20 protein-coding genes are annotated in these 24,669 nt (G+C 62.1%); 13 read left to right on the forward strand and 7 right to left on the reverse strand.

The genetic code is table 11. The features are described from left to right. The first annotated feature begins 106 nt into the window (after positions 1-106). Positions 107-1,858, forward strand: coding sequence for an FAD-dependent oxidoreductase (locus ET524_RS06415; protein WP_129424222.1), 1,752 nt, complete (start codon positions 107-109; stop codon positions 1,856-1,858). A gap of 3 nt (positions 1,859-1,861) precedes the next feature. After that, positions 1,862-2,404 carry a cytochrome c3 family protein gene (locus tag ET524_RS06420; RefSeq protein ID WP_129424224.1) on the forward strand — a complete coding sequence of 181 codons (543 nt, stop codon included), beginning with the start codon at positions 1,862-1,864 and terminating at the stop codon, positions 2,402-2,404. 95 nt (positions 2,405-2,499) lie between these two features. On the opposite strand, the gene ET524_RS06425 is transcribed toward ET524_RS06420, so the two are convergent. Together ET524_RS06425 and ET524_RS06430 are read right to left on the reverse strand one after the other, a co-directional pair. Beyond that, positions 2,500-3,066 (reverse strand): FumA C-terminus/TtdB family hydratase beta subunit, encoded by a 567-nt coding sequence (locus ET524_RS06425; protein ID WP_129424226.1) that lies wholly within the window; start codon positions 3,064-3,066, stop codon positions 2,500-2,502. A 100-nt stretch (positions 3,067-3,166) separates the two neighbouring features. After that, positions 3,167-4,117, reverse strand: coding sequence for a fumarate hydratase (locus ET524_RS06430; RefSeq protein ID WP_201738700.1), 951 nt, complete (start codon positions 4,115-4,117; stop codon positions 3,167-3,169). A 383-nt stretch (positions 4,118-4,500) separates the two neighbouring features. Here ET524_RS06430 and ET524_RS06435 point away from each other — a divergent pair, with 383 nt between their 5' ends. The 11 genes from ET524_RS06435 (at position 4,501) to ET524_RS06485 (ending at position 17,604) form a co-directional block, all read left to right on the forward strand. Continuing rightward, on the forward strand, positions 4,501-5,655 hold the full coding sequence (locus ET524_RS06435; RefSeq protein ID WP_129424228.1) for an NAD(P)-dependent malic enzyme: 1,155 nt from the start codon (positions 4,501-4,503) through the stop codon (positions 5,653-5,655). Between the two features lie 4 nt (positions 5,656-5,659). Then, positions 5,660-6,553, forward strand: a complete 894-nt coding sequence (gene tmk, locus ET524_RS06440) for a dTMP kinase (protein ID WP_201738701.1) — start codon at positions 5,660-5,662, stop codon at positions 6,551-6,553. Between the two features lie 6 nt (positions 6,554-6,559). Beyond that, the gene (locus tag ET524_RS06445; RefSeq protein ID WP_129424230.1) at positions 6,560-7,735 is read left to right on the forward strand and encodes a DNA polymerase III subunit; all 1,176 of its coding nucleotides are present in this window, start codon (positions 6,560-6,562) and stop codon (positions 7,733-7,735) included. A 14-nt stretch (positions 7,736-7,749) separates the two neighbouring features. Next, positions 7,750-9,357, forward strand: a complete 1,608-nt coding sequence (gene ricT, locus ET524_RS06450) for a regulatory iron-sulfur-containing complex subunit RicT (protein ID WP_129424232.1) — start codon at positions 7,750-7,752, stop codon at positions 9,355-9,357. Positions 9,358-9,411: 54 nt separating this feature from the next. Then, the gene (locus ET524_RS06455) at positions 9,412-10,869 is read left to right on the forward strand and encodes a nicotinate phosphoribosyltransferase (protein WP_129424234.1); all 1,458 of its coding nucleotides are present in this window, start codon (positions 9,412-9,414) and stop codon (positions 10,867-10,869) included. 52 nt (positions 10,870-10,921) lie between these two features. Beyond that, on the forward strand, positions 10,922-11,824 hold the full coding sequence (locus ET524_RS06460) for a DegV family protein (protein ID WP_129424236.1): 903 nt from the start codon (positions 10,922-10,924) through the stop codon (positions 11,822-11,824). 58 nt (positions 11,825-11,882) lie between these two features. Then, a complete protein-coding gene (locus ET524_RS06465; protein ID WP_129424238.1) occupies positions 11,883-12,818 on the forward strand; it encodes a DegV family protein in 936 nt (311 codons plus the stop codon). Between the two features lie 4 nt (positions 12,819-12,822). After that, positions 12,823-13,800, forward strand: a complete 978-nt coding sequence (locus ET524_RS06470) for an NAD(P)-binding domain-containing protein (protein ID WP_129424240.1) — start codon at positions 12,823-12,825, stop codon at positions 13,798-13,800. Positions 13,801-13,929: 129 nt separating this feature from the next. Next, positions 13,930-14,886, forward strand: coding sequence for a radical SAM protein (locus tag ET524_RS06475; RefSeq protein ID WP_236648272.1), 957 nt, complete (start codon positions 13,930-13,932; stop codon positions 14,884-14,886). Positions 14,887-15,052: 166 nt separating this feature from the next. Then, positions 15,053-16,597 (forward strand): putative DNA modification/repair radical SAM protein, encoded by a 1,545-nt coding sequence (locus ET524_RS06480; RefSeq protein ID WP_129424244.1) that lies wholly within the window; start codon positions 15,053-15,055, stop codon positions 16,595-16,597. A gap of 20 nt (positions 16,598-16,617) precedes the next feature. Further along, positions 16,618-17,604, forward strand: a complete 987-nt coding sequence (locus tag ET524_RS06485) for a TIGR03915 family putative DNA repair protein (protein WP_129426137.1) — start codon at positions 16,618-16,620, stop codon at positions 17,602-17,604. A 157-nt stretch (positions 17,605-17,761) separates the two neighbouring features. On the opposite strand, the gene ET524_RS06490 is transcribed toward ET524_RS06485, so the two are convergent. The 5 genes from ET524_RS06490 to ET524_RS06510 all read right to left on the reverse strand — a co-directional run bounded on the left by ET524_RS06490 (position 17,762) and on the right by ET524_RS06510 (position 24,233). After that, positions 17,762-19,051: a putative ABC transporter permease gene (locus ET524_RS06490; RefSeq protein WP_129424246.1), complete on the reverse strand. Its 1,290-nt coding sequence runs from the start codon at positions 19,049-19,051 to the stop codon at positions 17,762-17,764. A gap of 131 nt (positions 19,052-19,182) precedes the next feature. Beyond that, a complete protein-coding gene (locus ET524_RS06495) occupies positions 19,183-20,517 on the reverse strand; it encodes an MFS transporter (RefSeq protein WP_129424248.1) in 1,335 nt (444 codons plus the stop codon). 172 nt (positions 20,518-20,689) lie between these two features. Beyond that, positions 20,690-21,511 (reverse strand): creatininase, encoded by an 822-nt coding sequence (locus ET524_RS06500; protein WP_129424250.1) that lies wholly within the window; start codon positions 21,509-21,511, stop codon positions 20,690-20,692. Between the two features lie 101 nt (positions 21,512-21,612). Further along, positions 21,613-22,767 carry a DMT family transporter gene (locus tag ET524_RS06505; RefSeq protein WP_129424253.1) on the reverse strand — a complete coding sequence of 385 codons (1,155 nt, stop codon included), beginning with the start codon at positions 22,765-22,767 and terminating at the stop codon, positions 21,613-21,615. A 317-nt stretch (positions 22,768-23,084) separates the two neighbouring features. After that, positions 23,085-24,233, reverse strand: a complete 1,149-nt coding sequence (locus tag ET524_RS06510; RefSeq protein ID WP_129423727.1) for a serine/threonine protein kinase — start codon at positions 24,231-24,233, stop codon at positions 23,085-23,087. Between the last annotated feature and the right edge of the window lie 436 nt (positions 24,234-24,669).

The following is a 24,669-nucleotide window of genomic DNA, read 5'->3' on the forward strand; positions in this document are numbered from 1 at the left end:
CAGTGTACGATACATGACCGTTGTACTCCGTACGGTGTACGAACGAAGAGGAATCGGGCGCGAATGGTTTGGTTTGCGCCCCAAAAGCAGTTATTAGGGAGGGAACATGGCAGAGCAAGCAGCAAGCGGGATGTCCCGCCGCGGCTTCATGCGCGCCGCGGGCGTCAGCCTGCTCGGCGCGGCTGCGGCCACCGGTGCCTTCGGTTTGACCGGCTGCGCTGGCGAGGCAAAGGCCGCCGGCGTGACGGTTGAAAACAAGGGCGGTTGCGGCGACTTTAGCGAGAGCATCTACACCGACGTCTTCCCGGTGAAGACGCGCAACGTGCCGGTGCTCGACGTGGAAAGCGGCATCGTGCGTCAGGGCCCCGTGGCTTTCGAGATGCGCGACATCCCCGCAAGCGAGATCACGCGCACCGAGGAAACCGACGTGCTGGTGTGCGGCTGCGGCCTGACGGGCAGCGTGGCTGCGCTGGCGGCGTCCGATGACGGCAAAACGAAGGTCCTGTGCATCGAGAAGATGACGAAGGGCCGCGGCATGTTCGAGGGTATGGGCGTTGTTGGCGGCAAGAAGATGGAAGAGGGCGACAACATCGTCGACAAGGCCGAGATGATGGACCGTATGCGCCACGCGGCGTACTACCGCGTGCCCATTGATCCCATCAAGCTGTGGGCCGACCGTTCCGGCGAGGCCGCTGACTGGCTGCAGGACAAGTTCGACGAGGGCGAAGGCCAGATCGACACCTACTTCAAGAAGGGCAACCCCAGCGCGCACAACTTCGAGGTGCCGCAAACGGAGATTGCTTTCAAGAGCCCGCAGTGGAGCGAGCAGACCGTGAAGAACGCCGGCGGCGCGGGCATCTACATCGTGGCCGACCTGGCGAACACGTTCAGCAAGCGCTCGAACGCCGATCTGCGCTACAGCACGTCTGCCGTGCAGCTTATCCGCGAGGACGACGGCCGCGTGACCGGCGCCATCTGCAAGGATGCCGACGGCTACTTCCGCGTGAACGCTTCGAAGGGCGTCATTTTGGCCACGGGCGGCTTCGATTCGAACCCGGCCATGCTGAAGGCCTGGTGCCGCGCCGAGGACATTGCCGCGTGCGCCAGCTGGTGCCCCAACGAAGGCACCACGGGCGACGGCCAGCTGATGGGCTTGGCCGTGGGCGGCCAGATGGACCCGCTGCCGGCGGCCATCATGAACTTCGACTTCGGCAGCCCCGACTCGTTCTACTCTTCGAACCTGGGCATCACCGCGCTGGTTTCCGCGGGCATCATGATCAACGAGCAGGGTCGCCGCTTCGCTAGCGAAGGCCTGCCGTTCCAGGCGCGCTCGAACGCCATCACGGCGCAGCGCCACTACGGCACCGACACCTGGCGCGTGGCCTCCACCACGCAGCTGGGCGCCAACGCCGCTACCATTCTGGAGAAGCTTGAGCCGTTCAAGGAGAAGGGCTGGGCGTTCGAGGCTTCCAGCTTGGACGAGCTGGCCGGTTACATGAACGTGCCTGCCGACACGCTGAAGGCCGAGGTTGCGCGCTTCAACACGTTCGTGGACAACAAGAAGGACGAGGACTTCAACCGTCCCATGGAGAAGGCCACGAAGATCGAGGGCGAGAAGTACTACGCCATCAAGCACCAGTCTTCCATCCTGGCCACCGTGTCCGGCCTGGTTGTGGACTACAACTGCAACGTGCTTGACTACGACAACGAGCCGATCGAGGGCCTGTTCGCCGCAGGCGGTGCGTCGGGCGGCTTCTTCTCCGGCAACTATCCGCGTCATATTTTCGGCCCGTCGGTCGGCCGCTGCGTCACGTTCGGCTACGTGGCCGGTCAGACCGCCGCGCAGGGGGTGAAATAACCAATGGCAGAAGAGAAAAAGAACGCTGGCAAGAAGCGCTGGCCTATCGTCGTGGGCGTTGTTGCCGCGGTGCTGATCGTGGCATGCTGCGGCGGTTGGGCGTGGCACAACACGCCGAGCTTCTGCGGCACGGTGTGCCATGATTCCATGGGCAACCACCTGGCCAACTACGAGGGCACCGACGAGTCGAACGGTGCCGGCCTTGCCGCTTGGCATGGCCAGCACGAGGGCACCACGTGCCTGGATTGCCACACGGCCGAGCTTGACGTGCAGGTGGCCGAGCTGCAATCGCAGCTGGCTGGCGACACGGACAACCTGGGTCTGGGCGATCGCTACTACATCGACAACGACAAGTGCCTGTCCTGCCATGGCGGTTCCTACGATGAGCTGGCCAAGCAGACCGAGTCGCTGGGCGCGTACAACCCGCACAACAGCCCGCACGGCCAGATCAACTGCAACGAGTGCCACAAGGGCCACGAGGCTCAGGTTGACACCTGCGGTCAGTGTCATCCCAACGGCGGCCAGACCATGCGCGGCAACAACTAAGCGTGCGCTAACGGTTTAGCTTTCCGCGCAATGTGCGCAAACAAGAGGCGGCGTCCCATGCGGGGCGCCGCCTCTTTGCGTTTCGGGGGGGGATGCTAAATCGCTTCGCCGGCTTCGATGCTGCGGTAGAGGTCGCGGCCGTGGGCGTCTACGGCAACGAATACGGGGAAGTCGTCGAACGTGACGCGGCGCAGCGCTTCGGTGCCCAGGTCGTCCCATGCCACCGTCTCGCTAGCGGTCACGTGCTTGGCAAGCAGCGCCGCGATGCCGCCGACGGCCGCGAAGTAGACGGCGCCATTGCGCACGCAGGCGTCGATGACGGCCTGGTTGCGCTTGCCCTTGCCGATGCACGCCACGATGCCCGCGTCCATAAGCTGCGGTGTGGCGAAGTCCATGCGGCTTGAGGTGGTGGGACCGACGCTGCCCAGCGGGCGGCCTGCCGCGGCGGGCGTGGGGCCGGCGTAGAACAGCGTTTGGCCGGCAAGGCCGAACGGCAGCTGGCCGTCGGCTTTAAGCGCGGCCAGCGCGCGAGCGTGGCCGGCGTCGCGCATGGTGAAGGCATCGCCGGAAAGGCGCACCTCCTGACCTGCGGAAAGGTTTGCAAGATCAGCCTTGTCAAGCGGCAGCGTCAGGCACACGGGGGCGTTTGCGGTTTCGCTCATCGCGCGGCTCCTTCCTTTGCGGGGGCGTATGAAATGCGGGTGGCAAGGGGCTTCGCGCTTCGCGCCAAGTGGGGGCGCTCGGCGATGATTCCTTGCTTGCTCATCGGTTTCCCCCTTCCTCAACGGGGGTGTACGCAAGGTTTGCGGTGGGGTTGGCAACGGGCAGGCCGGTTTCCCACGACACCAGGTCGATGGAGGCTGAGCGCATGGCCGAGCAGCCCATGTTCACGGCAACGGGCAGCGCGGCGATGTGGCACGGGGCGGTTTCCAGGTGCACGGCAAGTGCGGTGGCGTTGCCGCCAAGGGCAGCCGGACCGATGCCCGTGGCGTTGACGGCGGCAAGCAGCTCGGCCTCGCGCGCGGCGGCTTGCGGGCTTGCGGCGGGGCTGCCCACTTCGCGCAGCAGCGCGTGTTTGGCCAGGCCAGCCACCTTGTCGAACGTGGCGCCCACGCCCACGCCCACGATAAGCGGCGGGCAGGCGTTGGCGGCTTTCTCGTGCACGCAGTCGAGCACGACCTGGCGCACGCCTTCCCAACCGGCGCCGGGGGCAAGCATGACCACGCGGCTGGCGTTGTCCGAGCCGCCGCCTTTCAGCAGCACGTGCAGCGTGGCGCCGCGGCCGGGGCGGAAAGCCACTTCGGCAAAGGCGGGCGTGTTGTCGCCGGTGTTCGTGCGGTCAAGCAGCGCGTCGGCCAGCACGCTCATGCGCAGCCGGCTGTCGGTGTAGGCGCGGGCCACGGCGTCGTTGACGCGCGACAGGATGTTGCCGGGCACGCTTAACTCCTCGCCGATTTCCAGGCGTACCCAGCACGTGCCCGTGTCCTGGCAGATGGGCACGCCGTCGGCCTGCCCGATGTGGGCGTTTTCCAGCAGGCAGTCCAGCACGGACAGCGCGCGGGCTTGGGTTTCGTCGGCGCGCGCGGTTTGCATGGCGGCCAGCACGTCGGGGCGCAGGTGCGTGGCACAATGGCGCACGGCGGCATATACGGCGCCGGCAACCGCATCGGCCGAAAGTGCGCCCGCAACCCCGTTCAGTTTCTCGTCTTCCACGATGTTCCTTTCCTTGAATGCTGCTCATATTGTGCGCCAAGTTGCTGCCTAGCGGGGCTTGCGGCATGAATCATGCCGAGAAATCCGAAGAGCGGGCTTGTCTTCGAACCTCTTCGCTGTTCGTGCCTGCTGCGCTCCTCGATGTTGACCCGCTTCGGGAGAAGACGAAGCGGGCTGTTGCCTCCCTCCTCAGCTGGACTGTCCTTCGCCATCAGGCGAAAAACACCCGATGGGTGTATTTCGGGGAGAGCGGGCGCAGCGGTGGGGGCGCCTGGGGCGAAGGGGTATAATCCAACAGGGAAATATTCGCTGCCGAAAACGGCCGCGAAACACGACACGTCAAGCGGCGCCGCGCCGCGAACACGGAAGGATGCGCACGAAGCATGGACATCGCACAGGAATCGCTGCGTCTGCACGAGCAATGGCAGGGCAAGCTGGATACCGTCCCGAAGATGAAGATCGAAACGCGCGAGGACCTGGCGCTGGCCTACACGCCCGGCGTCGCCGAGCCGTGCCGCAAGATCGCCGCGAACCCTGAGGACGCCTACAAGTACACCATGAAGGCCAACACCGTGGCCGTCGTGTCCGACGGCTCGGCCGTGCTGGGCCTGGGCAACATCGGCCCGGCCGCGGCCATGCCCGTCATGGAGGGCAAGTGCGCGCTGTTCAAGGCGTTCGGCGGCGTGAACGCCGTGCCGCTGTGCCTGGACACGCAGGACGTCGACGAGATCGTGGAAACGGTCAAGCGCATCGCCCCCAGCTTCGGCGGCATCAACCTGGAAGACATCTCGGCCCCGCGCTGCTTCGAGATCGAGCGCCAGCTTATCGACGAGCTGGACATCCCGGTGTTCCACGACGACCAGCACGGCACGGCCATCGTGGTGCTGTCCGGCGTCATCAACGCGCTGCGCCTGACGGGCAAGAAGAAGGAAGACTGCCGCGTGGTGGTCAACGGCGCCGGCTCGGCTGGCATCGCCATTGCGAAGCTGTTGCTGAACTATGGCTTCCGCAACCTTATCCTGTGCGACAAGTGCGGCATCATCAACTCGCGTTCCGAGGGCATCAACGAAGCTCAGCGCGCCATGCTTGCCACCACGAACCTCAACGACGAGCAGGGCAGCCTGGCCGACGCCATGCGCGGCGCCGACATCTTCGTGGGCGTGTCGGCCCCCGGCATCGTGTCTACCGACATGGTGAAGTCCATGAACGATGACGCCATCCTGTTCGCCATGGCCAATCCCACGCCCGAGATCTTCCCCGACGTGGCTCGCGAGGCCGGCGCGCGCGTGGTGGGCACGGGCCGCTCGGACTTCCCGAACCAGATCAACAACGTGGTGGCGTTCCCCGGCATTTTCAAGGGCGCCCTTGAAGCGCGCGCCACGCGCATCACGAAGCAGATGAAGCTTGCCGCTGCCGAGGCGCTGGCCGCGCTGGTGTCCGACGACGAGCTCAGCGAAGACTTCATCATGCCCGAGCCGTTCGACCCGCGCGCCGTGGAAGTGGTGGCGGCGGCCGTGGCCGGCGCCGTGCAGGAATAGCGCCGTGACCCAGATTCACAACACCGGCATCGTCAGCGAAGTGCCCACGATGCGCGACCCCAGGCAGGTCGCGCCCGCGGGCGCTTCGCCTGTTGCGCCTGCTCAGGCTGGCGTCCCGGCAGGTGCGCCCGAAGCGCCCGAGCGCGGCGTGTTCGTCACGTTCGAAGGCGGCGACGGGGCGGGCAAGACCACGCACATCCGCTTTCTGGCCAACGCGCTTTCCGCCATGGGCCGCGAGGTCGTGTGCCTGCGCGAGCCGGGCGGCACCGACGTGGGCGAACAGCTGCGCGGCGTGGTGCTCAGCCCGAAAAACGTGAACATGTGCGACGCGTCCGAGCTGCTCATCTACGAGGCGGCTCGCGCGCAGCTGGTCAGCGAAGTGATCGTGCCGGCGCTTTCGCGCGGCGCCGTGGTGCTGTGCGACCGCTTTACCGACTCCACCGTGGCTTATCAGGGTTACGGCCGCGGGCTTGACCGCGCGTTCGTGGACGCGGCGAACGCGTTCGCCTGCCAGGGCCTGGTGCCCGATCGCACTATCTTGCTGGTTTCCGGCGGCAGCACGGCCGACGGCCTTGCGCGCGCCACGCGCCGCGCGGGTGCCGACCGCATGGAGCGCGCCGGCGAGGACTTCCACGCTCGCGTGAACGCGGCGTTTCTGGATATTGCGCGCCGCGACCCGAAGCGCGTGCGCCTGGTGCAGTCGTCCGGCCGCAAATCGCATACGGCCGTGCAGGTGTTTGCCCAGCTGGCAGACTTGTTCCCGTGGATGGGCGAATTCGTGCGCCAAAACGAGGCCTACTTCGAGCGTCTGGACGTGCAGCGCGCCCACGAGGGACGCGTGGACTATCGCGACGATACGCGCCCCACACCGGCGCCCGCCGCGCCGAAAGAGCAGTAGGCGCCCATGGCCGATGCGTTCGAGAACATACTGGGGCAGCCCTACGTGCGCGATTTCCTGCGCGCCACCGTGTCGTCGGGGCGCGTAAGCCACGCGTACTTGTTCTGCGGCCCGGCGGGGTCGAACAAAACGGTGGCGGCGTACGCGTTCGCGCAGGGCATCATGTGCCCGAAGGGGCCGAAAGGCCCGCGCGGCGGCATGTGCGGGGCGTGCGACGCGTGCAGCCGCATTTTGCGCCGCAAGCACCCTGACGTGCGCTTTTTCGCCCCCGAAGGCGCGGCGGGCTATCTGGTGGAGCAGGTGCGCTCCATCGTGGCCGACACGTCGCTTGCCCCCATTCAGGCGCAGCGCAAGGTCTACATCCTTGATCGCGTGGACCTATTGGGCACGCAGGCAGCAAACGCGTTCCTGAAAACGCTTGAGGAACCGCCGGCCGACGTGGTGCTCATCCTGCTTGCGCGCACGCGCGAAAGCGTGCTGCCCACCATCATATCGCGCTGCCAGGTGGTGCCGTTTCGCACCATTCCGGTGTCGGAGGCGGCGGGCATCGTGGTGCAGAACTCCGGCGCGTCGGCGCAGCAGGCCCGCGTGGCGCTGCAGGCGTGCGACGGGTCGCTTACGCGCGCCGTGGAGTTCCTGAAGTCGAACGAGCGCTTGCAATTTCGCGCCCGCGTGCTGGAAATTTTGTCGCTGCTTGCCCGCGCCGATGATTGGGACATCATCGGATTCGCCGCTGACCTGGTGATTCGCGTGAAACTGCCGCTGGATGACGTGCGTGCCGAGCAGGAAGCGGAGCTGGCGGAAAACGCGGACTTTTTGGCGAAGTCGGCCATTCGCCAGATCGAGGCACGCAACAAGCGGCAGATCACGGCGAAAACGCTCGAGTCGCTGCGTCAGCTGGCCGGCATCGCGCGCTCGTGGCTGCGCGACGTCATGGTAGTTGCCTCCGGCGCGCCCGACACGGTGGTCAACGACGATGCGCGCGAGGCCATCGAGGCGGCCGCCGCGGCAACCACGCCGTCCCGCGCGGCCGCGGCAATCGCCGCTGTGCGCCGCTGCGACGCCGCCATCTCGTATAATGTATCTCCTGAGACGTGCATCGACGCGATGCTGTTCGAGATTCGCGACATACTGTACGGTCGCGGCATGCCGGATGCGGCGCCGCGGGCGTATCGACGATAGAAAGAAGGAGCGCCATGGTTCGCATAGCGCCTGTCAATTTGCCCTACAACCCCAAAACGTTGTGGTTCGACGCGGGCGAGCTTGAGATTTCCGCCGGCGACGACGTGGTTGTCGAAACGGCGCGCGGCACGGAGTTCGGGCACGTGTCCGACAACGCTTTCGAGGCTACGCCCGAGCAGGTGAAGAAGCTGAAAAGCCCGCTGAAGCCCGTTGTTCGCGTAGCCGACGACGAAGATCGCGCCCGCGCCGCCGAGCTTGAGGAGAAAGCCGCCGAAGCGCTGCCGGTGTTCAAGGAACTGGCAGCGAAGGCGTCCGAGGAAATGCGCCCGGTATCGGTGGAATACCTGTTCGATGGCGACAAGGCCGTGTTCTACTTCGAGTCGGAAAACCGCGTGGACTTCCGCGAGCTGGTGCGCACGCTTTCCAGCCGCCTGCACGTGCGCGTGGACATGCGCCAGATCGGCGTGCGCGACGAGGCGCGCATGGTGGGCGGCCTGGGCCATTGCGGACAGGAGCTGTGCTGCAAGCGCTTAGGCGGCGAATTCTGCCCCGTGTCCATCCGCATGGCGAAAGAGCAGGACCTGTCGCTGAACCCGCAGAAGATTTCCGGCGTGTGCGGGCGCCTTATGTGCTGCCTGCGCTACGAATACGACGCGTACAAGGATTTCAAAAGCCGCGCGCCCAAGAAGAACGCGCAGGTTGAAACGCCCGATGGCCCGGCGAAAGTGGTCGACTTGGACGTGCCGCGCGAAGTGGTTTCGCTGCGCGTGGAGGGTGAAAAACCCGTGCGCGTGCCGCTTGCCGATTTCGAGCCGGCCGAGGAAGGCGCCCGCCCGAAGTGCGTGGGTTGCGACGCGTGGGAGCGCGCGAACAGCGCGCAGACCGCAGACGTGTTCGGCGCGGCGGCGTCGCTTGCCACCCCGCAGCTTTCCGGCAAAGACCAGCTGGCCGACCGTACCAGCGTGCGCCACGTACCCGGCGGCAAGAAGCGCGACCAGAAGCAAGAAACGGAGCGCGCGGGCAAGGGTTCGAGCCGTCGCAACCGCGGTCGCGGTAAAGAACGCGAGCGTGCATCCGAGCAGGAAACGGCACAGGCGGCGCCTACGCGCAAGCCGCGTCGTCGCCGCTCCACGAAGGTGACGGGCGGCGCTGCCGAAGCGGCCGAGCGCCAGGTAGCGCGCGACCAGCAGTCAGCTGCGCCCGAGCGCGCAGCTGAGGGCAAGCAGGCGCAAGGCGCACCGAAGAGCAAAGACGGCCAGGCCAAGCGTCGTGGCATGCAGCCTTCGAAGCGCCGCGGGCAATCCGGTGGCAAGCCCGAGCAGCCGCAGAAGGGTCAGCGTGGCTCTGAGCAGCGCGAACGCGGCGGTAAGGGCGGCGAAAAGCAGCAGGCCAAGCAGCAGCGCAAGCCCGCCGAGCAGGGCAAGCCGCGCGTGCGTCCGGGGCAGAAGTCCTCGGCGCTTTCGCAAAACCGCCCTGAAGGGCAGGCCGGTCCTCGGCATGCGCGCTCCGACCAGCCGCAGCAATCCGGCGCTGCGTCCGGGCAGCATCGCCGCGCGCGTCGTCGCAGCCACAAGGCCGCCGGCACCGGCGAGGGCGCCCAGACACCGCAAAACGGTAACTAGCAATTCCGCGCCCCGCATCGTCGGGGCGCTTCGCGCAAGGAGGCGTGCAACAACGTGAGAAACGAATACGAGCTGCTGACCGACTTGTATCAGCTGACCATGGCGCAGGGTTATTGGGAAACGGGGCAGGGTGCCACGCAGGCGTGCTTCCACGCGTACTTCCGTGATTATCCGTTTCGCGGCGGGTATGCCGTGGCCTGCGGTTTCGACCAGCTGGCCGAGCTTATCGACGATTTCGCATTCACGCAAGACGACGCGGACTACCTGGCAAGCCTTGACGCGCCCGGCGGTGGCAAGCTGTTCCGGCCGGAGTTTTTGGAGTACCTGCGCACGTTTCGGCTGCGCGTGGACATCGATGCTCCTGCCGAGGGCACCATCGTGTTCCCGCACGAGCCGCTTGTGCGCGTCATGGGCCCTATCATGGATTGCCAGCTTATCGAAACGGCGCTGCTGAACTGCGTGAATTTCGAAACGCTTATCGCCACGAAAGCCGCGCGCGTGTGCTTGGCGGCCCATGGGGCGCCCGTGGCCGAGTTCGGCCTACGCCGCGCTCAGGGCGCCGGTGGCGGCATGTGGGCAAGCCGCGCCGCCGTGGTGGGCGGCTGTGCGTCCACGTCCAACGTGCTGGCGGGCAAGCGCTACGGGCTGCCGGTGTCGGGCACGCACGCGCATTCGTGGGTGATGTCGTTTCCCGACGAGCTGTCGGCGTTCCGCGCCTACGCGCAGGAATTCCCGCACAACTGCGTGCTGCTGGTGGACACGTACAACGTGGAGCAGGGCATCGAAAACGCCATCACCGTGGGCCTTGAAATGCGCCAGCGCGGGCAGCGTTTGGCCGGCATCCGCATCGACTCGGGCGACTTGGCGTGGCTGGCGAAGATGGCGCGGCGCATGCTCGATGCGGCGGGACTTACCGATTGCGGCATCGTGCTGTCCAACGACCTGGACGAATACACCATCCAGTCCATTTTGGACGAAGGCGCGCCTGTGACCAGCTGGGGCGTGGGCACAAAGCTTGCGTGCGCGTTCGACCAGCCTACGCTTGGCGGCGTGTACAAGCTGTCGGCCACACGCGCTCCGGGGCAAACCGAGTGGACCGACCGGCTGAAAATCAGCGAATCGGCGGCGAAGCTGACCGTGCCGGGCGTGCTTGACGTGCGGCGCTACTACCACGATGACGGTCACATTGCCGGCGACATGGTGTTCGACATGAACGCGGGCGTGGGAGAGCGCGAGGTCATCGTCGACCCGCTTGACAGCCTGCGGCAGAAAAACCTGTCAGGCAAGCGGTTCGAAACGCTGCTGTCCCCGCTGGTGCGCAATGGCGAAGTGGTGCTTGACCAGGCGCATCGTAGCGCCATGGAAGCGCAGCGGCGCTGCCGAGAAGGTTTGGCCAGCCTGGACGAAAGCCAGAAGCGCATGCTGAACCCGCACACGTATCCGGTGGGATTGGAATATGGTCTTTGTGAGCGCCGCCGTGCGCTTGTTGGCAAGCTGCGCGGCATCGCGTAGTGTTGAGGTCAAGGTTGGTAGGGGCGCAACGCGCTCATCGATAGGGGAGCACATGATTAGAATCATCACCGATTCCGTTTCGTCGATCACGCAGGAGATGGCCCGCGAGCTTGATATCCAGGTTGTCACGCTGTACGTGAACCGGGACGGGGTCGAATACGAGGACGCCGCCATGGACTTAGACGCGTTCTACGCCGACATCTACGACATGCTCGACAACATTCCCACGTCCAGCCAGCCTTCCCAAAAGCTGCTTGAAGACGTGTTCGAGGACGCGGCGCGCGCTGGCGACGAGGTGTGCGGCATCTTCATTTCCACGGGCCTTTCGGGTGCCTACGACGGCGCGCTGCGAGCCATCCGCGCCGTTGCCGCGCGCAACATCGACTTCAAGTGGGAGCTTGTCGATTCCACGTCGTGCGGCTTCGACGAAGCGCTGCCCGTGCTTGAGGCCGTGGCGGCGCGCGATGCGGGCGAGGATCTGCGCGGCGTTGCGCAGGCGGCCGTTGACGCCATCGGGCGCACGCGCTTTCTCTTCACGCCCGAAACGCTCACGTTTTTGCAGAAGGGCGGGCGCATCGGCGGCGCGGCGGCGCTTCTGGGCAACCTTATCCAGCTTGCCCCGGTGCTTACCGTGTGCGACGGCACGCCCGTGACGTTCGCGAAGGTGCGCACGCGCAAAAAGGCGCTCGACAAGATCGTAGCGGCGCTGAAGGCCGACATCGAAGAGCACGGCCTGCGTGACATCGTGGTGCACTACATCGGCGACAAAACGCCGGCGGTGAAATGGGCGCACGAGGTTATCGAGCCCATGCTCGGCCGCAGCGTGAAGGTGCTGCCCGTAAGCCCGGTGGTGGGCCTGCACGTTGGCCCGGCAATCGGCATCGCCTACGAGTGCGCCCGCGCTATTTCGGGAAAGTTGACGAAACCCGCTGCAGGCTTGGTCTGCGCTTCGTAAAATCCTAGGTGAAAAAGCAAAGCCCGCACCGCGCGGGCTTTTCGGCGAAAGGAGATGCATGGACGCGCGTCCGAAATGCAATCTGATTATCGATTCGTGCTGCGACCTGCCGTATGAAGTGGTCGACCGCGAAGGCGTTTGGCTGTTGGAGTTCCCCTACATCGACGAGAAGGGCGACCACTGCGACGACTTCTACCGTTCCATCACGCCGCACGAGTTCTACGAAGGCATGCGCGCGGGTTCGCAGCCCTCCACGGCGCAGGTGCCCATCACGAAGTTCCAAGAGGTGTTCGGCCAAGCTATCGAATCCGGCGTGCCCACGGTGTACCTCAGCTTCACCAGCGGCCTTTCGGGCAGCTACAACACGGCGCTTATCGTGCGCGACCAGCTTCTGGCCGAACATCCCGACGCCGAGCTGCACGTGGTGGACACCTGCCTGGCTTCCGTTGCAGAGGCGCTGCTGGTGTACGAGGCGCTCAAGCAGCGCGATAATGGCATGACGGCGCGCGAGCTGGCCGCATGGGCCGAAGAGGCGCGTTATTTCGTGGACGCCGAGTTCATGGTGGACGACCTGGAGTCGCTGCACCGCGGCGGGCGCATCCCGAATTCCGTGGCGTACGCGGGTGCGAAGCTTGACGTGAAGCCGCTGCTCAACATCAGCATCGACGGCAAGCTGGCGCTGACGGGCGTGGCGCGCGGCCGCAAGAAGGGCATCAAGCAGCTTGCGGAGTACTGCGAGAAGCGCATGGCCGACCATGCGCCGGGCCGCTGCGTGGTCATCGGCAACGCCGACTGCCCGAAAGACGCGGCGCGCTTAAAGGAGCTGTTGGCGAAAACCGACGACAACCTGCTGTTTTTGGAAAGCAGCATCGGGCCGGTTATCGGAAGCCACGTCGGTCCGGGCATGCTGGCCGTCGTGTTTTGGGGAGGGGACAAGCGCGAGGACCTTTCGGTAGCCGACCGCATTGCCCGCAAAATCAAGAAAGAGGGTTAAAGCCATGACGAAGGCTTTTGTTTACGCAGGTCATCACACGGTAGGCAACATGGTGTCCGACCGTTTGTGCGCTGCTGGCTGGCATCGCGTGACCGATGCGGGCGCCGCCGACGCCGTTATCACGTACTTCACGGTGCAAACGGCGCTTGAGGACGCGTATTTCGGCGACAACGGCATCGTGCAGGGCGCGCGCAAAGGCACGCTTATCGTGGACCTGTCGTGCACCACACCCACGTTCGCGCGCGAGCTGAACGCCATGGCGTGCGTTGACGACCTGGTGGCCGTGGAAGCGCCGCTGGTGGTGCAGGACGTGTCCGTGCCCGACGCGTTCGCCGCGCGTGAGAACCTGGCGTGCTTCGTGGGCGGCGAAGAGGACTGCATCGAGCGTGCGCGCGAGGTGCTTGACCTGCTGGTGGGGTCGGTCACCGACGCGGGCGGCCCGGGCTCGGCCCAGCTGGCGCGCGCGGCGTACAGCCTGCAGGCGGTTTCGCACCTTATCGCGGCCATCGAGGCCGATGCGCTGTACCACGCGGTGCGCACGTCTTCGGACATGGGCGAGATTGCGGGCGCGCGCGCCGGCGCGCTGACGCCTGCCGGTGACGAGCTTCTGGCGGCGGTGAACGACGGCCGCTTCGACGGCACGTACACGGTCGAGATGTTCATGGCCGAGATCACGGCAGCGTTGACCACGGCAGACGATGCCGATCTGATCCTGCCGCAGGCCGAAGCGGCCCAGCGCCTGCTGGAGCTTTTGGCCATCATCGGCGGCTCGGACAAAGCGCCGGCAGCGCTTTCGCTGGTGTATCGCGAAGAGGAGGCGTGCGCGAACGAGGGGCTTGACTGGTCCCGCGCCGAGCAGGCCTATGGCGACCACCATCACGACCACGATGACGATGACGACGCCGATTACGGCGACGATTTCGGCGATGCCGGCTTCATCGACGACGACGGCATGACGGGGGCATACCCGGGTTTTAACTAAGCGTCGCGCGCCGACAAGGCGCGGTTCGGCGGTGCTGCGGGGACTCGCAGCGTATTGCAGGGGCAGGTTGGCCTTGCGTGCGCTTCGGGTCCTTCGCTATTTATGAGGATTGCGAAGGGGCTGGAGCTGGTGGATTTCAATCGCGAATTGGCTGCTTGTGCGTTGTGCCCGCGTGCGTGCGGGGCTAACCGAGCGGCGGGGCAGCGCGGCGTGTGCGGTGCCGACGGGGGCTTGATGGTTGCGCGCGCGGCGCTGCATATGTGGGAGGAGCCGCCCATTAGCGGGCAGCGCGGCAGCGGCACCATTTTCTTCTCGCATTGCCCGCTGCGTTGCGTCTATTGCCAGAACCAGGTTATCGCTGCAGGTCAGGCGGGTGTCGAGGTGTCGGTTGAGCGGGTGGCCGACATGTGTTTGAACCTGCAGGGGCAAGGCGCGCTCAACATCAACTTCGTGACGCCTACGCATTACGCACCGCAGGCACGTGCGGCGGTTGCGTTGGCGCGGCAGCGGGGACTTGCACTGCCCGTTGTGTGGAACACGTCGGGATATGAGACGGCGCAGGCGGTGCGAGACAACGTGGGCACGGTTGATGTGTACCTGACCGATTTGAAGTACATGTCGTCTGACCTGGCAAAACGGTATTCTTCGGCTCCGGATTATCCCGAGGTTGCCTTGGCGGCGCTTGATGAAATGGTGCGGTGTGCGGGTTTGCCCGAAGGCGACGAGGTTGACGGTGCGCCGCGATTGACGCGTGGCGTGGTGGTGCGGCATCTGATGCTGCCGGGTGCGCTTGAGGATTCGAAACGCGTGGTGCGCACGATGTGGGAACGCTACGGCACAAGCGTGCTGCTGTCGTTGATGAACCAGTACACGCCGGTGCTTGCCGATGCGGCGGCTACGGGTGATGTGTGGGCGCAAGGGCAGCTGAAACGATGCCCTGAACTGGCGAAACGGGTTCCCGATAGTGAATATGAGGAGTTGCTCGACTACGCAGATTCGCTGGGCATCGAAGACTATTTCTGGCAGCAGGGCGGTGCGGCGAAAGAAAGCTTCATCCCGGCGTTCGATTTGACGGGCGTGCAGTAAGGGATGCCGAAGGTGCGGGGTCGCGCGGTTGCGCGGCCCCGTTTGCGTTTAAGATGGCTGGTTTGCGAGCCTCCAAAACTGAAACAAATGTTCTTGACAACGAACGGTTGTACGTATAAAGTGAAGCCTACATAATTTCGTACAGATATTTGTTGAGGGGGGCGTCGTGGACGTATTGGAGAAGCTCACCATACTTGCCGATGCGGCAAAATACGACGTTGCCTGCACCTCATCGGGCGTATCGCGCGGTTCGAAGAAAGGCGAGCTGGGCAACGCCATGGGCGCTGGTTGCTGCCATAGTTTTACGCCCGACGGCCGTTGCATCACGTTGCTGAAAGTGCTCATGACCAACGTGTGCGTATACGATTGCGCGTACTGCGTGAACCGCTGCAGCAACGAGGTTCCACGTGCGGCGTTTACGCCTGAAGAATTGGCCGATCTGACCATCGGGTTTTACCGGCGCAATTATATTGAAGGGCTGTTCTTAAGCTCCGGAGTTATCCGCAACCCTGATTACACAACGGAATTGATGATTCGCACGCTGCGTCTGCTGCGTGAGGAGCACAAGTTCAGGGGCTATATCCATGCGAAAGCCGTTCCCGGAACCTCGCCCGAACTTGTGGACGAACTGGGCCATTTGGCCGACCGCATGAGCGTGAATTTGGAGCTTCCCAGCCAAAAGAGCTTGCAGCTGCTGTGCCCGCAGAAGAACAAGCAGCGCATCATCCAGCCCATGCGTCAAATTCGCGACAACATGGCGCAAGACCGTGAAACGCGCGGGTTGACGCGGCGCAAAACAACGTATCTGCCGTCTACCAGGCCGAAGGAACGGCGGCGCGCTTTCGTGCCTGCCGGGCAGTCGACGCAGATGATTATCGGTGCTACGCCGGAAACGGATTACCAAATCCTGAACCTGTCGCAGGCGCTCTATAAAACGCTGGAACTGAAGCGCGTGTTTTTCAGCGCGTATTTGCCGGTCAGCGCCGATGCGCGCTTGCCGCAGAATGCGGGTGTGCAGCTGAATCGCGAACACCGGTTGTACCAGGCCGATTGGCTGCTGCGGTTTTACAAGTTCGATGTCTCGGAAATCATCAGCGCCGATGCACCGAACTTGGAAGAAGACGTTGATCCGAAAGCGGCTTGGGCGCTGAATCATTTGGATTCGTTTCCCGTGGAAGTCAACACGGCGTCGCTTGAGGTGTTGCTGCGCGTGCCGGGAATCGGCCCTCGCGGTGCGCGTTTGATCGTGAAAGCGCGTCGGACAACGTGCTTGCGAGAGCAGGAGCTGCGCAAACTAGGCATTGCGTTCAAGCGCGCCCGGTATTTCATCACGTGCAATGGGAAGTACCAGGGGCGCGGGGTTGAATTTAGCCCGGAAGCGCTGCGTGCGCAACTTGCAAGTCCTATCGATGGCGGGAAACATGGTGCGCGGTCGGGCAAAGTGCTTCCTGGGCAGCTCAGCTTGTTCGATGAGGGCGTTGGTAGGGCATCCATCGGCCGAGGCGACAACGGCGGCGTTGCGGCGCTGCCGAAGCAAAAGGCGCCTATGCAGGAAAATGGGGCGTGGTGGAATGGCGTATCGCGGAGTTCGCAGAGCCCAAGTGGCTTGGGCGGGAAACGCCTGGATGCTGACCAGTCGGTAGCCGCAGTGGCCGATGGCATCTTTGGCTGGCAGAACGCTTTGCAGGGCCGCGAAAAGGTGCCAGCATGACGTATCAAGCCGACCGTGCAATGTTGGAAGCATCGCACGAGCCAAACGTAGTGGTTGAGCCGCTTGAAAACGTTGCCTATGTGTATGACGGAAGCACGGAAGGCCTGCTTACGGCGGTATTCCAAACGTACGCGTTTCATGAGCAGCCGCAGGATATATTCCGCGAAGGCGCGCTGCAGCCGCGGTTGGGGCAGAGCGTGCGCGTTGTCGCCACTGATGACGCCTTGGCGCACCGCGTGCAGGTTGGAGTGTGCAAGCGCGCGGGGCGCCAGGCGTGGGAAGCGGTGCTCCATGCGTCGCTGTCGGACGATTCGTCGGCGGGCATGGCGGTTTGGCGCTTCATCAGATACGTGATGGCGCGCCCTGCAGCGCAGAACCGAAAGCTTGTGCAAGACTTGGCGCATCCTATTGCCGGCCCTATTGCGAAACTTAGTCGCTCGGTTATGAACGAACGGCACCTCATGCAGCAATTCATTCGGTTCGAGCACTTCGAGAACGACGTATGGTTCGCGCGCTGCAATCCAAAAGCGAATGTGGTGCCGCTTCTGATGGATTGGTTTGCCGGCAGGTTCAACACGCAGTGCTTCGTGCTTTACGACGAGGTGCATAACGTGGCAGGTATTTACGATGGCGAGGGGTGGTATCTTGCGCAAATAGGAGACGTGCATCTTCCGCTGCATGCCCAGGATGAAGCAACCATGCAGGCTGCTTGGAAAGGCTTTTATGATGCCGTAGCTATTCCGGCTCGGTATCACCCGGAGTTGCGCAGGCATTTCATGCCCAAGCGCTTTTGGAGAAACATCTTGGAAGTGCGGGATGAGCTGCCTGAAACCGAACAAGGCGAATTGCCGAAAGGGCAGGAATGCTCATCTATGGGTTGTTGCAACCAGTTATTTGGTGAGGGTGAATCGCTCGATAGCAAAGCATTGCTTGATTCCGCGGCATTACTTGGACGCTGCGAATCGCTTACCGATATCGTCGCAGATGCGAAAACGCTGCAGCGGTGATTCCATAGTTGCCTGTCGTCGAGGCAGTCGCATCAACGACAGGCAACGGCCAACGGTCTAAGAATCGCATGACAAGATAAGCGAAATTAGAATCTGGTGCTAGCGGGCTTCGCTGTGAGGTGCCTACAAGGCGCGCAGGACGCGATGAGGGGAAGCTCTACAAAGTACGCGTAGCGTTGCCCGGGTCGATGGACATGCTTTGGAACCGTTCGGCCATGTACTGGTTGTCGAAATGGTCGTCGATGAACTGGGAGATGGCGTTGTCGGGCGCAATGCCGGCTTCGCGCTGGTACCAGCGGTCAAGGGACATCAGCGTCATGCAGCAGTCAACAATCATGATGACGGCGCAAATAGAGGTGAGCGTGTAGCGCCAATTCCAAGGAATTTGATTGACCAGCTTCAGCATCCAGGGAAGGCATAGTTTGATCCAGAAGACGCCCAGCACGCCCCACATGGCCATGAACATGCCGTTCGTGCGTCCGTCAATAGAAAGGAAGGTGCCCGTGTAGTCCCAAGCTACAATGCCGAATGCGAACTGCATGAACCAACTGACGGCAAACTCGAATGCGCCGCCGATAACGGCGCTGACCAGAAACACCACCAAAAGCGGTGCCTTATGGAAGCGATTCAACGCCATGGTCATCAGCATGGCACCAACGCCGTAGATGGGCGAGAACGGACCGAACAGCAAGCCTGCGCGATCTTGGTACACGCCTGGCTCAACCACCAGCATGTGATAGACGGTTTCGATGACTAGGCCCAAAATGCTGCAGACGACGAAGATCCAGAACAGGTTGAAGAAGTTCAGCGTGATGTAGCCTTTGCCCGTTGGATCAAGACCCAGCGTACCCTCTTCTGCTTGCTCGCGCGTTTCCATATCGCGCAGTTTGCGCTGCAGGTCACGCTCGCCAGCAAGTGCCGGGTCAAGATAGGACTGCATGACAATGAGGAACACAGCAATGACGGCGTCGGGAATGACGTTTGCTCCCAGGCCGTTGAGCATAATGCTGCAGATGATGTCGCCGGCTAGCAGGAAGATCATCGCTTCGGTACCTTGCGCGGCATGTTTACGCTTGTTGCGCAGCAGCCTGATGCCGAACACCGCGAACAGCACGGCAAGGATAAGGTAAAGAATAAGGTTGATGATGAAGATAGTGAGCGTTGCCGTGGAGGCTCCAAGGTCATAGCTTCCTGTGGCCACGCTAATCGCCATAAGGACGATGGTTATCGTCATAAGGACTGCGGACGCAACACCTGCAACAAGGCACAAGATGCCAAATACCTTGAAAGGTAGGGGAAGCCGCTTACGGTCAATGGCCTGCCGATCGGTACGGTAGCGTTTCTTTACCTTCTGCTGGCCGTTCGCTTCGTTCGACGATGCGGTTGCAGCAGACCTGGCTGTTTGAGCGGGGCGCGGTGCCTTGCTGTCATGTTCGGGGGCGCTCATGAAGTACTCCTCTGTGATGCAAAAAAGCGGTTGCCGCCGAATATCGGCGGCAACCTTAACGGTTCGTACCAGTATAACGTGCTCGCATCAACATCGTTGTGGCGGTTAGGTTACGAGGTATTGAACGTATGCTACTTGATATCGTGCAGCTCGATACCATTGTAGTCGTGAGCAGTGAACCATAGGATAATGCCGGCAACCAAGCAAATTGCCATCATGTAATAGGCAGGAGCCATGCCATTGCCCGTGAAGTCGATGAGCGCCGTTGCCACCATCGAAGCAGTTCCGCCGAACAGCACGTAGGCAATGTTCGAACCCAGTGCTGCACCCGTGTAGCGAACTTCCGTGGGGAACATCTCCGCTTGATAGCAGGCGATATTCGAGTCGTTGATAGACAGCGTGATGCACAGCATCAGCTGGGCTACGATGATAATGGGCAGAGATGCGGTGTTGAGCATCATGAAGCCGGGAATGCTTAGCAGGATGAATGCAATGCACGCGCCGAGCATCATGCGCCGGCGTCCAACATGGTCGGAAATCTTGCCTGCTGCAAGCACGATAAGAATGTATGCAAGCAACGCTACGTCCGTGGCAAGCTGAGCGTCGGCTGCGTTTACGCCGGCATACTGCGTCAGATACGTGGGGAGGTAGGTAAGTACCAGGTAGAAACCAACGGAATTGACCATGGTAGCGGCAATGCTCGAGAGGAGGCGCTTGCGGTACTTCGTGAAAACGAGCCTGGTGGGATGAGAGGCTTCGGCCTTTTCTTCTTCCTCGATTTCCTCTTCCATCTCCTCGTACACCGGCGAGTCGTCAACGCACTTCTTGATGTAGAAGTGGAACGCGATGCCCAGGGGGCCTGCCAGTAAGAACGGGATGCGCCAACCCCATGCAATGACGTCTACTTCGGGCATGGCCATTTTGATGATCAGCGCGGCAGTGGAGCCGGCGAACAAGCCCATGGCGGTAGAGGCGGCAACCAGCGAGCAGTACTTGCCGCGATGATTTGCGGGAGCATATTCGGCCAGGAACACGGCGGCTCCGGAATATTCGCCCGCAGCGCTGAAGCCCTGGATGCTGCGAAGCGCCAGCAGCAGGATGGGCGATAAGATGCCGATGGTTTCATACGTCGGCAAGCAACCAATCAAAAACGCTGCCCCGGTCATGCACAGAATCGAAACGGAAAGTGACCATTTGCGGCCTTTCTTGTCGCCCATGGTTCCCCAAAACGATGCGCCCAAGGGGCGGAAAATGAACGAAAGGGCGAACACGCAAAACGCCATGAGCGTGGAGTCGACCGCCGAGTCCGGGAAGAACACCATGCCAATGGTGATGGCGAAATAGGTGTACGTGGCGTAATCGAACCACTCGATGAAGTTGCCGAGGAACGAAGAAAGCGCAACCTTGAGCGGGACTTTCTTTTCTTCTACGCCCGAGCAAGGAATGTCGGTACTGATGGCACTCATGATGAGCTCCTATCTAGGTTCGTGAAAATCTCCTAAGGAGTTGACCGATTGTTTGGCAATGCAGAACGATTCAAAAAGTCGAAACACGGAAACCTCCTTTAAGATTCAGGCGGCAAAAAGCCGTACGATATGAAACAGGCGGCGCCAGCAAAAGCTCGGCGCCGCCTATGCCTTAACGGATATACGACCAGGCGAATTCACGCTTGATTGCTTCGACCATGTTCGCAACGGCGGTGTCGCGCAGGATGACGCCCTTTTCGCGGGAGCTTTCGCCCGGGTGCGACAGGCAGCCTGAAGGCGGCGTGTACGAAGGGATGATCGGCAGCACATCGTAGTTGGGCAGCGTTGCGGGAAGCCCCGTATACAGCTCGGGGTCCATGCGGTCCATATCAACCAGCTCAGGGAAGAACAGCAGCATCAAAGACGTTTCCATAACGCCTGCGTGCTCAAGGTCCCAGCCAGTGAATCCGTCAGGATACAGTTGCTCGATGGTGGCGTCATCGACGAAGTCCCAGTAGGAAAGCAGCTGGATCTTCGCGTCGTTGATGCCTTCGGCGCGAGCGTCTTCGAGAGCCAGCTGCATCCCCTCAAATGCGAACTGGTAGTTCTCGTAATGGCCGTTCATCAGCACAATCTTGCGTGCGCCTTGTCTCATAAGGCTCAGTGCAATGTCGTGGGCAAGCGCAATGAGCGTTGTCCCACGCAGGCTGGTGGTTCCCGTCAGGTGGAAACCACCGCCGCTGCGCTGCTGCGAGCGGAAGCCGTAGTTGATAGGGGCGGTCACAATGCCGTTCACCTTTCCCCCGGTTGCGGCCTCAAGCGCTTTAGCGGTTTCGCCGGCCATGGTTTTGGTGAGCGCCGCGTCAACGCACATGGCCATGTGCGAACCGTGCTGCTCAAGTGCGCCGACGGGGATGAAGAATACGGAATCGCCTGCGAGTTTGTCGCGATACGTGAAGGCGTCCATCTCTTCCATGTAGACAGTAGGTTTCATGGGGAGTCCCTCCCTTCAGTTGGCCAGCGGTGCAGCCGGCCGGTATAGGGGCATGCCGCCGAAACGGCATGCCTTTCATGTGAATACAGGAGCTAGAGCGCTTATTCCTTGGGATGCTTGCTGTCGTAATCGTCAGCGGCTTCCTGTGCAGCTTCGGCCATAGCCTCAAGCTTTGGATCCATACCGTCCGGGGTCGGATCGATGAAGCCTGCTCCGCCTGCTCCGACTTGCGCGGGGACCGCGGCGCCCGCTTCAACATTGTCAGCGTTTTCGTTAGCGGCCTTCGTGGAGAAGAAGATCTGGGCAACACCGCCGATGATGATCAGCGCACCGCCGATAAGCTGGAAGGTCGTCATAACTTCGCCGAACATGATCAGGCCCAACAGGGAAGCCATGATGGTTTCCTGGTAGGAGATAGCGGCAAGTTCGCCAGCCTTCAGGCGCTTCGTCGCGAACGTCAGCAGGTAGAATGCGCCGAATCCGGTGATGAGCGCCGCAGCGATGAGCACTGCCCAGGACGAGCCGTTCATGGTGAACATGTTCCACGCATGGGTGATGATCTGGCCGTCTGCGTCGAACTGGGTCACGCCATTGATCTTCTCCGTGTAAGCAAGCGGCTGCAGGAAGAAGTGGTGCCAAATGAGCAGCACGACGATGGAAAGCGAACCGAACAGGAAGTTCCACCAGCTGCGCACGTTCGAGTCGCAATCCTCGCGGTAGCGCGAGAAGAACAGGTACAGGCCGTATGCGACGCCGGATGCAAATGCGATAGCGTTGCCGAACGAATACTTCGGATCGAGGTCAAGCGTCAGGCCCTCAGGCGTGATGATACCCACGATGAACAGCATGCCGATAACTACGGCGATGATGCAGCAAATGCCTTTGAAGTTGATTTTCTCTTTGAGGAAAATCGCGGCAAGAATGGTCGAATAAATAGGACCGGTGTAAATCAAGAACGAGGCATTTGCGAGTGTGGTGTACTGCGTCGAGAGGCAGTACAGGCCGGAAAGCAGTCCAAGGAAGATACCAGATAGCAACATGGTGCCGGAAAATCTCGTCATCTTCAGCTTCTTGAATCCCCCAATGAACAAGAAGATGATCGACAGGGCAATCAGGCCCGCGAAATTTCGCCAGAACGAGATAAAGTCACCAGGTGCGTCGATAAAACGAGCGAAAGCTCCGATGCCGCCCATCAACGAGGATGAGCAGAACATCATGATGAAGCCAATGAGCTTGTACTTAGCTTGTTGGTTCATTGCTGTCCCCTTAAATTGTCGGCCTCACTTGCCGAACAAGCGCACAGCAACGCACAAACCCCTTATAGCATCTATGTGCTTGCTGGCAAATATATAAGGCAGATTGTATAAAAAGAAAGAGAAATACTGGAAGATAGCATATGTCTGCGATATTTATCCAAGTATGAGGTGGTCAGAACTCTGTGTGGCCCGAAGCCCGGAAGAGGAATAAGGAGTTGTCCCTATGCGCGGGGGGACCACCTCTCCCGGGCGCTCGGATGTGAAGCTTGTTTGGGAAAGCGGTTGCCGCCTTGGCTGCGGCAACCGCTACGCGGCAATTAGTCCTCCCACATCTCCGGGTGGATGAGGGTGCAGTCCTTGACGCGGTTCGGGAAGTAGTCGAGGCACTCGCCCTCGCGGTAGACGTCTGCGGTGGAGCAGTGCAGGCCGCCGCCGAAGGGATACGCGTCGCGCAGGTCGACCGGGATGACGTTCATGCCCAGCTGGTCCATCTGCTCCTGCTGGTTGACCTCGGAAGCCTCGACGATGACCGTGGAGGGGTCGAGCACCAGGCAGTTCATGGACAGCCACACGGAGCTGTAGCACAGCGCGGGCGGCTCGTCATGGGCGGGCTGGGCGGCGTCGACGATCTGCCAGTCGTTGGCCTCGAAGATGTCGCGCTGGCCCTCGGCCGGATGGCGGTGCGGGTTGTTGATGATCAGGCCCGGGCGCAGCGGCACGAACGTGGCGTCGATGTGGATCGGGTAGGGGTCGCCCGGGAAGTTCATCGCATGGATGCGGTACTCGGGATAGTAGCGCTGGAACCACTCCATGGCCGTGCGGTTGGTGGTCAGGCCGTGCTGGATGAAGATGTCCTTGCCCATGCGCATGAGGTCGGCGGCGTCCCACATCGGCTCGACCTCGGTGGTCACGAAGTCCTTGTTGGCGGTGCGGACGAGGCGCTCCTCGAGGGTGATCTTCTCGTCGTAGTAGTTGTGCTTGTAGGAAGCGTCGGTCAGGCGGGGACGGGGGGCCTGGGTCCACAGGAACTCGGGGTCCTCGTCGAAGTACTGCTTCATGAGCGGCCAGTAGGCCAGGTACTCGAAGTAGCGGCAGCGGAAGGAGTTGGCGGAGGCCATGATCTCGTTGCCGACGGTCAGCAGGATGTCGCGCGGAGGCATGCAGGTCATCATGGAGTCGTTGCGGAAGTCCGGCGTGCCGATGGCCTGGTTCCACTGCAGGGGCGTCGGGCGGTCGACGACCACGCCGCGCTCCTCGACGGCCTTGACCAGGTTCTCGAGGCACTCGTTGCCGCGCTCGACGGTGCGCAGCGGGCGCAGGCCCCACATGCCGCGCATCTCGGAGTCGACCGGCACCTTCTCAGAGGTCGCGGGCTCCTCGGGCGGGATCATCGAGTTGTCGCAGCGGCCAACGATGACGCGCTTCAACGGATCCCAGTCGTTCCAAGAGTTGACAATCTTCGCCATGACTGTCTCCTTTCTTTGAAGGTGCTTCCTACACCTTCGGTAGCGGTCAGCAGCATTCGCCATGCTGCCGATAGATTGGTGGCGCTTCCTTCGCCACTTCTCCATAACCGCATTTTGAGTTGTTAACATTGTGGAAACAAAGGTTTCGTAGGCGCTTATGTGCCAAGAAGAAAGACATTTCGATTCGCCCGTTGCATCAATCGATGCAACTCGCCGAAATCTGTAATGAAACACATGGCAATATCAGTAAAATGTAACGTGCGCAACACGGGCTGCGTGAGTACGGTTGTCTCATAGCAGCTGTGCGCGACTCCTTTTCGTCCTTCTTCCGATCTGGCGAACTCGGGGGGGGGCTCATTGAGCGCAGATCGTTTGATTAACGGTATTCTGCGTTGCTATTTCTTGGGGTTTTAGAGCACAGGGTGAAGGGGATGAT

This window comes from Senegalimassilia faecalis (assembly GCF_004135645.1).
GTDB classification, from domain to species: Bacteria; Actinomycetota; Coriobacteriia; order Coriobacteriales; family Eggerthellaceae; genus Senegalimassilia; species Senegalimassilia faecalis.